Origin of the sequence: Streptomyces sp. NPDC048411 (genome assembly GCF_040704695.1) — a bacterium.
GTDB lineage: Bacteria > Actinomycetota > Actinomycetes > Streptomycetales > Streptomycetaceae > Streptomyces.
The window spans coordinates 44,186-55,086 of record NZ_JBEZKL010000046.1 but is presented as its reverse complement, the minus strand read 5'-3'; the positions used below and the strand labels follow the sequence as shown (position 1 = coordinate 55,086).

The 10,901-nt window shown below is 69.8% G+C and carries 6 protein-coding genes and 1 pseudogene; 4 read left to right on the top strand and 3 right to left on the bottom strand.

Features of this window, described 5'->3' with window-relative positions:
* Positions 1 to 89: 89 nt before the first annotated feature.
* A complete protein-coding gene (locus AB0915_RS18455) occupies positions 90 to 983 on the bottom strand; it encodes an alpha/beta fold hydrolase (protein ID WP_366692082.1) in 894 nt (297 codons plus the stop codon).
* Between the two features lie 929 nt (positions 984 to 1,912).
* Here AB0915_RS18455 and AB0915_RS18450 point away from each other — a divergent pair.
* Positions 1,913 to 2,563 (top strand): annotated as a pseudogene (locus AB0915_RS18450) (alkaline phosphatase PhoX); the annotation flags it as partial.
* Between the two features lie 145 nt (positions 2,564 to 2,708).
* Here AB0915_RS18450 and AB0915_RS18445 read toward each other — a convergent pair.
* A complete protein-coding gene (locus tag AB0915_RS18445) occupies positions 2,709 to 3,587 on the bottom strand; it encodes a septum formation family protein (protein ID WP_366692081.1) in 879 nt (292 codons plus the stop codon).
* Positions 3,588 to 4,358: 771 nt separating this feature from the next.
* Positions 4,359 to 5,405, bottom strand: coding sequence for a DUF3533 domain-containing protein (locus AB0915_RS18440; RefSeq protein ID WP_366692080.1), 1,047 nt, complete (start codon positions 5,403 to 5,405; stop codon positions 4,359 to 4,361).
* Positions 5,406 to 5,738: 333 nt separating this feature from the next.
* Between AB0915_RS18440 and dnaE the strand changes: the two genes are divergently transcribed.
* The 3 genes from dnaE to AB0915_RS18425 all read left to right on the top strand — a co-directional run bounded on the left by dnaE (position 5,739) and on the right by AB0915_RS18425 (position 10,829).
* A complete protein-coding gene (gene dnaE / locus AB0915_RS18435; RefSeq protein ID WP_366692079.1) occupies positions 5,739 to 9,194 on the top strand; it encodes a DNA polymerase III subunit alpha in 3,456 nt (1,151 codons plus the stop codon).
* Positions 9,191 to 10,198 (top strand): ImpB/MucB/SamB family protein, encoded by a 1,008-nt coding sequence (locus tag AB0915_RS18430; RefSeq protein WP_366692078.1) that lies wholly within the window; start codon positions 9,191 to 9,193, stop codon positions 10,196 to 10,198. The genes dnaE and AB0915_RS18430 overlap by 4 nt, the downstream gene beginning before the upstream one ends.
* 166 nt (positions 10,199 to 10,364) lie before the next feature.
* Positions 10,365 to 10,829 (top strand): GNAT family N-acetyltransferase, encoded by a 465-nt coding sequence (locus tag AB0915_RS18425; protein ID WP_366692077.1) that lies wholly within the window; start codon positions 10,365 to 10,367, stop codon positions 10,827 to 10,829.
* Positions 10,830 to 10,901: the final 72 nt, after the last annotated feature.

Genomic DNA, 10,901 nt, shown 5'->3' with positions numbered 1-10,901 from the left:
GAGGTAGCCGCCGTGGTAACACTCCGGGACGGTGCACGGACCACTGCCGATCAGCTGCGCGACTACGCCATCGGCGGGCCCGGCCTGAGTCAGCCCTCCGAGGGGGCGGCGGTGGCCTGCTCCTCCAACAGCCAGTTGAGGACGACAGGGAGCACGGACAGCGCATCGAAGTGCGCCGCCGCGGGCTCCAGCACCGCGGTGGCGCCCGGGATCTGCCCGGCCAGCCAGCGGGAGTGCCCGACCGGTGAGAAGACGTCCTTCTCGCCGTGCCACAGCATCACGGGGCCGGTGATGTCCGCCGGGTCGAAGCCCCATGGGTTGCAGAGCGCGATCGCGTCGTCGATCCATCCGTACGCCGAAGTGCGCAGCCCCTCACTGTAGTTGCGCAGCAGCATGGAACGGATTCCGGCGTCGTTGACGATGACCCGGTCGGAGTCGGTCAGCTCCCGGCGGAGATCGTCGAGGAGCTTGACCGGATCCTGTCTGATCACTGCCGACCGGGATATGAAGGACTCCGCGAGCCCGTCCGGGTCGGCCACCGCCGTGGAGTACGCCAGCACATTGGAGGCGGCCATCCCGTCGAACCAGTCCAGTCCGTCCGCGCCCCGGGGGGCGAGCCCGACCAGAGCGGCGGTACGGGTGACCCGGTCCGGCATCAGTGCGGCGCACGCCAGGGCATGTGGTGCGCCGCCGGAACGGCCCACCACGGCGAACCGTTCCAGCCCGAGCGAGTCCGCGATGGCCCGCACATCCTCCACAACGTCCGCCACGCAGCGGCCTGCCAGCCGGTCGGAGCCGCCGTAGCCCGGCCGGTCGTAGGTGATGAGCTGTGTCTTGCGCTGGTACAGCACCATGCCGCGCGGCGCCGGACCGAGCCGGCTGCCGGGCATTCCGTGGAGCAGGAAGACCGGTCTCCCCCGCGGGTCGCCCAGACGCTCCACCATCAGATGCCGCCCGTCCCTTGCGCGCACCCGATTGCGCACTCCGCGCCTCCTCCACTCCGTGCGGGCACCGAGTACCCGACTTTCTTCACCAATTCGATGATGGCCCATCAAAGTCCTTGGGCGGAACGGAAATTGAGGTAAATCAATAGCGAATACCGGACAGGTCCAGCCCTCGCCGATTGTCGCCGCCCGGTCGCACGGTGTGTTCGCAGATGGAACCGACGTGGTGCGACTTCAGGCAGGTGAACGAGGTGAGGGCGAAACGGTGTGATCGTGTGTGCGTCCTGAAATCGACCTTGCGTGCTATCTGACCGGTGCGATGAAGCCGGGAGCGTCCGGCGGCCACTGTGTCCTCGATCGCCGGACGGGCTTGAGTGTGCCGGGCGGGCTTGGTACGTCGGCCCGTCCGGCGGGTCCGTCGGTTGTGCGCCCGTGACGGCGCAGACGACCCGCCGCGGGCAGTTGGCAGCCGCAGGCGGGCGGTGGCGTTCGCGGATTCCCGGTCCTGCCGACAGCACCGCCGCGCCCTTCACCTTCGGGATGGCCTGGCTGACCCGTATCGCGCTGAGGCGCGCTCTGGGAAACGGGATCTGACAAGTACGAAGACACCATCCTGCCCACCGGCGGATTTGTTGATGCGCGCCGCCTGCTCTTCGCCCTCGGCCGCCGGGACTTTCTGGGCGCTTTGCCCCTTTCGAGAAGCCCCCTTTCCACCTCGCAGGACCGGTCCGCCACCGGCCACGTTCGAGTCCCGTACGTACACGGCCGCGTGACCGGCAGGGCGGACGACCGGGAGCGGATCACCAAGCCCGCCGGACGGATCGGCGAAGGCGAGGTCGAAACTGTCCGCAGGATGACCGACAAGATCGCCGACATCCTCGACGAACTGGGCGGTGGGCGCGCGCGGCCTATCGCCGCGTCTCAGCGACCAGGGGCAGAATGCCGGGGAACTGCTCGGCATGGGCGACGAGTTCAAGCACGAGGCGGCCGCGGCCGACCCGGTCCGCAAGGTGATCTACCTGACCGAGGACGAGACCAACGGCTGCTTCTACCGCTTCATCCCGACGACCTGGGGCAACCTGTCCTCCGGCACGCTCCAGGTACTGAAGGCCGGCACCGCCACCTCCGGCTCGTTCACCTGGGCGACCGTGCCGGACCCGGACGGCGCCCCGACCGTGACCCGTGACCAGGTCTCCGGCGCCAAGCGGTTCAACGGCGGTGAGGGCTGCCACTATTCGAACGACACCGTCTGGTTCACCACTAAGGGCGACAACCGCGTCTGGCAGGTCAACCTGGCCACGAACACCTATGAACTCGCCTACGACGACTCGCTGGTGGTGGGCGGCGGTGCCCCGCTGACCGGTGTCGACAATGTCACCGGCTCCTCCTCCGGTGACCTGTTCGTCGCCGAGGACGGCGGCAACATGGAGATCTGCATCATCACGCCCGACGACGTGGTGGCTCCCTTCCTGCGGATCACCGGCCAGTCCGCCTCCGAGATCACCGGACCGGCCTTCTCGCCCGACGGCAAGCGGCTGTACTTCTCCAGCCAGCGCGGTACGACCGGCAGCTCGTCCGCCGGCATCACGTACGAGGTGACCGGTCCCTTCCGGGCGTAGGCTCCTCCGGCTGGGCGGTGCCTCTCAACACGGCGGCGCCCAGCGGCGTCACCCTGCGGCACGGCGTTGCCGTGCCGCAGGGTGATTACCAGGCCCGCCTCTCGCAGTGTGATCGTGCTCTTTGAGCCGGCGGCATCCGACGGGGTCAGCCGGCCCAGACCTCGGCCTCGTCGGCCGGGACGGTGGTGGCGAGCTTCAGCTCCTTGCGGGCGGCGACCGTCTTGCCCGGGTCGATACCGGCGAAGGCCTTGTCGTAGGCGAGGTAGAAGGCGTCCGTGTCACCGGCCGAGGCGGCCTTTTCCCACGCACCGGCGGTCTCCTCCAACCGTGCACGGAGCTTGACGGTCTCCGGCTGCTGGATGCTCTTCAAGGCCGTGACGTGGGTGCCGAGCGCGGCGGTAACGGCTTTGGCCTGCTTCTTGTAGCCGGCGAAGTCGTCCTCGACATGCTCTGCTTCGGGCTGGTTCGCCCACAGGGCCTCGTAGACGGCGTTCGAACCCTTCAGGTACGCGAGCTGGTCGGCGTTCAGGGGCTCGCTCTTCAGTGAACCGGAGAACGTGCCCTCTTCCTTGGTGTACGTGCAGCTCACGGCCCGATCGCCCGTCGCCCAGCTCTCCTTGGTGGGGGAGTAGTAGTAGACGTCGACGCCCTTGGGCAGGGCCCAGGCGTCGGGGGTGAACTTCTGCGCCTCGGCCGGGCATCGCTCGTCGGCGATCTGTGCTGTTTTGTCCTCGCCGGGGTACGCCGACTGCCCGTCGATCTTGAAGTCCCCGACGACCTGGCCCTTGTGCGGCTCCTTGCACGGCACGACCTCGACGCTGAACTCCTCACCCTTGGACGCCCCGTTGTTCGGGTTGTAGCAGTCGCCGATCGCGAGCGAGAAGACCGATCGTTGGCGGACCACTTTCTTGGCGCCGGTCTTTGCGCTGTCGAGGGCTTCGGAGCATCCCACCGCTCCGACCGAGATCAGGGCTACGACAGCGGATATACCGCGCAGGGAACGGGATGTGGCACCGAGAGACATGACGTGGGCATCCTCAAACGGAAGGGTGGTGAACAGGTGTGCGCATCGTATGGCATGTCAGTGACAGTGCTGTGCGCAGGCACTTTGGTGCACCGGCGGTGGTGGTGCAGGAGATATCCGGACGGTGACGGTGCCTACCGCGAGCGCCGCGGCCGCTTTCGTAGCCTGCTTGTCGACCGGTTCCTTCGGGAACTCGTCGCTGCCCTACCCGCGGGCCGTGCGCGAGGCCGGTGGGGAGGCGGTACGCACGATCGCGCCCGCCGGTAGCTTTCCTCGAAGCGACGCAGGATGTAGCTGCGCTGCGGTGGGCGACCGCTCCAATAGAAGGGCTTGCTGCGAATCGCCGCGTGCAGCGTGGGCAGATCGAACAGTTGCGGGCCGCTCCCTGGCTGGAGGGTGGCGACGGGGACCCGAAGGGTGGGCCGCCCAGGGTGTTGGGGTTGCCTGCGGGGCTATGTCGCGGCGCAACTGCGCGGAAGGGACGCGGTCCAGGTCAGAACGGTGTGGAGCGGACTCTCCACCCCCGCGGTACCGGTCCGGGCGACCGCTCAGGTACTGGTCGAGGTCATCAACGACGCCCGTGACGACCTGCTCGCCATGGCCTATGCAGTCCGCCCCTGTCCGGCGCTGACGCAGGCCCTGACCGGGGCCACAGCCAGAGGCGTGCATACGCATGTGGTGGTCGAGACACTGGCCGCGCGCGCGGTCTCCTCTCTGGCCGCGAACCGGCCGGCGCTTTCGCGACGTGCGGCGCGGCTGCCGGAACACGCCTCAGGTGGGTGCCGAGTTGCCGGGGACCGTCTCCGTGCGCGTCGCCTCCGCATCGTCCTGCCTGCGGCGCATGGCGAGCAGCAGGGTGAGCGCCGTGCCGACGACCGCCCACGCGGACAGCACCAGCAGCGGTCCGGTCACCGCGTTGCCCTTGAAGTACGCGATCGAGCGTGCCACCCAGGTCCCCGCACCCGGTGGCAGCGCGGGGCCGATCGCCCGCCAGAAGTCCGGAAGCATCGGCAGCGGGAAGGCGCCGCCCGCGCTCGGGTTGCCCGCGATCACGATGATCAGGACGGCCAGGCCGATGCCGACGATGCCGGTGAGCGCCTGCAGGGCGAGTGTGATCATGCCGACCGCGAAGACGACCAGGGCGCCCAGCCCGGACAGGGCCCATATGCTTCCGGGCAGGGCGCCGAGGATCGGTCCGATGATGATCGCGCCGCCGATCCCGCCTGCGATCGAGTACAGCGCCATGACGCCGGTCCGGATCAGTGCCCGTTCGAGGTTGGCCGGCCGGGAGCCCGCGCTGATCGCGAGGATCGAGGCACAGAGATAGCCGCCGACGCACCAGCCGACGACCAGATAGAAGGACGAGAGCCCGTCGAAGTCCTGGTCGGAAGCCGGTGCCACGTCGATGGATCTGACCGTGCGCCGCTGGGTCAGACCGACCTTCTCCATGATCGCGGTCAGTGAGCTTGCCAGCGCCGCTCCGCCGCCGGAGGCGACCAGGACGGTGTCGGTCGAGCCGGCCGGGCTGACGATCAGGGCCCCGTCGATGTCGCGGTTCAGGACCTGCTCGCGGGCCGTGGCCGCGTCGCTGATCGTGCGCGGGTCCAGTGGGCCGCCGGGGAGGTTCTTCAGCTCGGTGACGAGTTGCGCGGACATCTGCTGGGGTGCGACCACCCCGAAGGGGACGTCCGTCGGCTTCGGGGCGTGCAGTGCCCCGATGTAGGACCCGATGAACAGCAGCTGCAGCGCGAGCACGCCGATGACGAGCAGTGCGGCCCGTGGAGTGACGGCCTTCTTCACCTCGTCGGCGAAAGTCATGCCCCCACGGTCCGGGGTGTCCCCTGTCTGCGCAGGTGGGGCTGGGCCGAATGGCTGCCCGGCCCGCCCGGCGGATGACCCGTGCCCGGCGCGCATCGCTGCGCAGCACGCTGCTGGTTTTCCTGCCGGCCCCTTGTGTGCGAAGAGTTCCCTCGGGGTGACGGTGAGTCCCGGCGGAGTTGTGGTGAGCCGCTGTGTGGAATGCCACGGAATGGCTCACACGTTCGAATCACATCATCGTCCGAGGTCGATGGGGGTTAGAGTAATCGAACGAGCGTACGGTGAATGTATCGGGCGAAAGGCTCAAATGGGGTGAAGTGATGGAGGTGCGGCATGGCGGGTTACGCGCATCTGCACGTCGCGTCCGGATACTCCGCCCGCTACGGTGCCGCCCATCCCGAGCACCTCGTCCGGCGAGCGGCTGAGCGCGGCACGACGGCGCTCGCGCTCACCGACCGGGACACGGTCACCGGTGCCGTACGGTTCGCGAAGGCCTGCGCCGGAGCCGGGATCCGGCCGATCTTCGGCATCGATCTTGCTGTGGAGGCCGTCGCACCCCCTCCTCCGGTGCAGCGCCGCCGCACCCCGGCGCGCGGTGGCGCCCACGTCGTGGAGTCGCCCCTGCGAGTGGTGCTGCTCGCGCGGAACCGGACGGGATGGGCACGGCTGTGCCGCATCACGTCGGCCGCGCACGCGGGCACGGCAGGCGGCGCGGCCCCGGTGATGGTGCCGTGGGAGGCGCTGCGTGAGTACGGCGGTCCCGGTCTGATCGTGCTGCTCGGACCGCTCTCGGAGCCGGTACGGGCGCTGAGGGCAGGCCGGGAGGACGTCGCGGCGAAGCTGCTGGCGCCGTGGCGGGAGATCTTCGGCAGCGGCGTGCGGCTGGAGGCTGTCCTGCACAGGCGGGCCGGTACGGGCCCGGGATCGCTGCGGCTGGCCGCCCGCACCCTGGCGCTGGGGGACCGTACCGACACCACCGTCGTGCTCTCCAATGCCGTCCGCTATGCCGACCCGGAGCAGCACCGGCTCGCCGACGTCCTTGATGCCGCGCGGCTGCTGCGCCCCATCGACCGGCGTTGTCTGGACAGCGGGCAGCGTTGGCTCAAGGACGAAGGAGCGATGGCGCGTATTGCGCAGTTGATCGCCGAGTGTGCCGGAGCGGACGCCCGGCGGGCAGACCGTTTGCTGGCGGACACCGCTGCCACGGCGGCCGAGTGCTCCGTCGATCCCAAGGCGGACCTGGGGCTGGGCACACCGCACTTCCCGGAACCGGCAGCGCTCGGAGTCGAGCCGGGAACGGGCGGCGTGGCACAGTTTCTGCGTCGCCAGTGCGAGGCCGGCATGGTCCGGCGAGGCCTGGACCGTGACCAGGCGGCGCTCGATCGGCTGGACGAAGAGCTCGGCGTGATCTCCGAGTTGAACTACGACTCGTACTTCCTCGCCGTCGGCCAGGTCGTGGCCGACATCCGGGAGCTGGGCATCAGGGTCGCGGCCCGCGGCTCGGGCGCCGGTTCGATGGTCTGCCACGCGCTGGGCATCGCCACGGCCAACCCGCTCGATCACCACCTGCTGTTCGAACGCTTCCTGAGCGTGCGACGGGCGTCGCTGCCCGACATCGACATCGACGTGGAGTCCGCCAGAAGGCTGGAATGCTACGACGCGATCTTCGCCCGGTTCGGCACCGAGCGGGTGGCGGTCACCGCGATGCCCGAGACCTACCGGGCCCGCCGGGCGCTGAGGGACACCGGCCTCGCGCTGGGGATCGCACCGGCGGACGTCGACCGGATCGCCAAGAGCTTCCCGCACCTGCGGGCGTCGGACATCACCAGCGCACTCGCCGAACTGCCCGAACTGCGTCAACTGGCGGCCGAAGCGAAACGGTACGGGCCGTTGTGGGAGCTCGCCGAGGGCCTCGACTCCCTGGTTCACGGCATGGCCATGCACCCCTGCGGAGTGATCATCAGCGACGCGACGCTCCTGGACCGGCTGCCCGTGCAGCCCACCCCCCAGGGCAACTATCCGATGGCGATGGCGGCCAAGGAGGAGATCGAGGCGCTGGGCAACATCAAACTGGACGTTCTGGGCGTGCGGATGCAGTCCGCGATGGCCCACGCCGTCGCCGATATCGAACGGGTGACCGGCAACCGTATCGATCTGGACGATCCACGGCAGGTGCCGCTCGACGACGTCTTCGCGTTCAAACTCATTCAGGAGAGCCAGACCATTGGGCTGTTCCAGCTCGAATCGCCCGGCCAGCAGGATCTTCTCTCGCGTCTGCAGCCCCGTGACCCGCAGGACGTCATCGCCGACATCAGCCTCTTCCGCCCCGGACCGGTTGCCGGGGGGATGCCCGAGCGCTACATCGCCGCACGTCATGGCGGTACACCGGCCTACGCCCACCCGGACCTCGAACCCGTGCTCGCCGACACCTACGGCGTGACCATCTGGCACGAGCAGATCATTGAGACGCTGTCGGTGCTGACCGGCTGCGATCGCGCTCTGGCCGAGGTCGCCCGGCGGGCTCTCGGTGACAAGGCGCGACTGCCCGGAATCAAGGACTGGTTCCACCGCCGGGCGGCCGCCCGCGGTTACAGCCCTGCGGTCCGGGACCAGGTGTGGAAGACCGTCGAGGCCTTCGGCGCCTACGGCTTCTGCCGGGCGCACGCGGTCGCCTTCGCCGTACCGGCTCTGCAGAGCGCCTGGCTCAAGGCGCACTACCCGGCTTTCCTGCTGGCCGGCCTCCTCGAACACGACCCCGGTATGTGGCCCAAGCGCGTCATCGTCGCCGACGCCCGCCGACGCGGCGTCCCGGTCCTGTCCGTCGACGTCAACCACTCCAGGACGAAGCACACCGTGGAGCGGGCCGACGGGGAGCAGTGGGGCGTGCGGCTCGCGCTGTCCGCGGTGCGCGGCATCAGCGAGGAGGAATGCGCGCGGATCGAGGAGGCCCAGCCGTACGGATCGCTGTCGGACTTCTGGCAGCGGGCCCGGCCCAGCCGACCGGTCGCCGAACGCCTCGCGGAGATCGGCGCCCTGGACTCCCTGCACGACGGGCACCTCACCCGGCGGGATCTGTTGCTGCAGATCGTCGAACTCCACCGGCAGTCCCGCGCCCGGTCCGCGAGCAAGGGCCAGTTGCCCATCGACGTGGAGGCGGTCGGCGGAGCGGAGCCGAGCGGTCTGCCGGAGATGACCGGACGCGAAGCCCTCAGCGCGGAGCTGAACGCGCTCGGCATCGACGTCTCCAGGCATCTGATGGAGCACCATCACCGGCTGCTGCGGGAGATCGGTGCCACCGACGCGGCGCATCTGGCCGGAGCCCGTCCAGGCGGGCAGGTTCTCGTCGCCGGGGTACGGGCATCGACGCAGACCCCGCCGATCGCCAGCGGCAAGCGCGTCATCTTCGTCACCCTGGAGGACGGCTCCGGCCTGGTCGACCTGGCCTTCTTCGAGGACTCCCACCCTGCCTGCGCGTACACCGTCTTCCACAGCGGGCTGCTGCTGGTCCGCGGCACGGTCCAGGTGCGCGGCACCCGCCGCACCGTCGTCGGCACCATGGCCTGGGACCTGGACCGGATCGCCGTGGCCCGTCGCGATCACGGCCCCGAAGCGGCTCTCTCCCTGCTTGGAGTCAGCCATCCGCAACCGACCCCCGCGCAGCCGCGGCGCACCCTGGCCAACGGCACGACAGGCGCCCGACTGCATCCCTATGCCGACCTGCAGCCCGCCGGCAGCGGTTCAGCCGATCTGAGAAAGCTCGGCTACACCAGCCCAGGGAGCGCAGGATGACCACACGCCGACGGCACATCGCCCACCTGCACCTGCACCTGCACGCCCTGCCGTGCGAAGGACGGTACGCGGACGCGATCGACCTGCTGACCGGTATCACCCCTCATGTGCAGGCGGTGTCGCCCGATGCCGTCCAGCTCGACCTGACGTCCGCGCTCAGGTACTTCGACCTCACCCCGTACGACGTGGTTCAGCTGGCGAAACTCAGACTGCTGGCCTTGTACGGCATCGAGAGCAGTGCGGGGCTCGCCGGCAACCGCATGCTGGCCACCATGGCGGCCGACGCGTCCGCGCCGGGACACACCACCTGGGTTCCCGCCGAACAGGCCGCTGCCTGGCTGCGCCCCCGACCGGTCACCGCGCTGCCCGGAATCGGCCGCGCCACCGCGGCCACGCTCGGCCGATACGGCCTGCACACCATCGGCCAGGTCGCCGACGTGCCCCCGGCGACCCTGCAACGCATTCTCGGCGTCGGCCAGGCCCGGCTGCTGACCGAGCGGGCCCGCGGCCATGATCCCCGCCCGGTCGTCCCGCTGGAACCGGCGGCACATCTGATGGCCGATCTCGTGCTCGACCAGGACTGTCTCGACCCGGTGCGGCATCACCGTGCCGTCCTGGGACTCGCCGACCGGATCGGCCAACGCCTGCGCGGTGAAAGCCAGGTCACCGGCCGCCTCACGCTCACGGTGCGGTACGCCGACCGCAGCTCCACCACGCGTACGTGCACGCTGGCGGAACCCACCGACCACTCGCCCGCCCTCGTCACGGCTGCTCTGGGCCTGCTGACCGCTCTCGGGCTGCAGCGCGCAAGAGTTCGTGCCTTCGTGATCCGCGCCGACGACCTGCGGCCGGCCGACGGGGCTCACCGCCAACTCTCCCTGGACCCCGGCGATGACCGCGCCCGTGCCGCCGAAGCCGCCGCGGACCGGGCCCGCCGCCGCTTCGGGTCCGAGGCCGTACGTCCAGCCGCTCTGGCCGGCGAGCGACTTGAACCTCGGCGATGAGCCGATCCCCGGACCCGGATGCCGTGGAACGGACAGCAGCGGTTTCGATCAGGCTGGCCGCCGCGGCGCTCGCGACACGGTCCAAGGGCGGCGATGCGGCCCTCTCCGTACGTGCACGAGGGACCCCACCCGTATGGCATGGGTGGGGCCCTCGTACCGTGCTTCCATGACCGCCGACACATCCGACGAGATCCGCCTCGCCGCTCCGGCCGACGTCCCCGCCGTACGGGCCGTCACCGACGCCGCGTACCAGCACTACATCGCGCGCATCGGCGTCGTCCCCGCACCCATGCGTGCGGATCATGCGGCAGATGTGGCGGCCGGCCGGGTGTACGTGACGGGAGACCCGGACATCATCGGCGTCCTGGTCCTCGTCCCGCACGAGGACCACCTTTTCCTGGAGTCCGTCGCCGTCCACCCGGACGCGGCCGGCCGGGGAGTCGGCCGACGGCTGCTCGCGTTCGTGGACGCGCACGCCCGCGGCCTCGGCCTTCCCGAGATCCGCCTCTACACCAACGCGCTGATGTGGGAGAACCAGAAGATCTACCCGCGCTACGGGTACGAACTGGTGGAGCGGCGCGTGGACGGCGTCTACGACAGGTTCCACTACCGCAAGCGGCTGACCCGCTGACCCGCTGACCCGCTGACCCGCTGACCGGACGACCGACTGATCGACTGTGTCAGTGCTGGCTGAGACGATCGA

What these genes read in the sequence shown, in the direction of transcription:
- AB0915_RS18445 (WP_366692081.1), bottom strand. Translation starts at nt 3,587, where the DNA reads ATGTCTCTCGGTGCCACATCCCGTTCCCTGCGCGGTATATCCGCTGTC.
- dnaE (WP_366692079.1), top strand. Translation starts at nt 5,739, where the DNA reads ATGGCGGGTTACGCGCATCTGCACGTCGCGTCCGGATACTCCGCCCGC.
- AB0915_RS18425 (WP_366692077.1), top strand. Translation starts at nt 10,365, where the DNA reads ATGACCGCCGACACATCCGACGAGATCCGCCTCGCCGCTCCGGCCGAC.
- AB0915_RS18440 (WP_366692080.1), bottom strand. Translation starts at nt 5,405, where the DNA reads ATGACTTTCGCCGACGAGGTGAAGAAGGCCGTCACTCCACGGGCCGCA.
- AB0915_RS18430 (WP_366692078.1), top strand. Translation starts at nt 9,191, where the DNA reads ATGACCACACGCCGACGGCACATCGCCCACCTGCACCTGCACCTGCAC.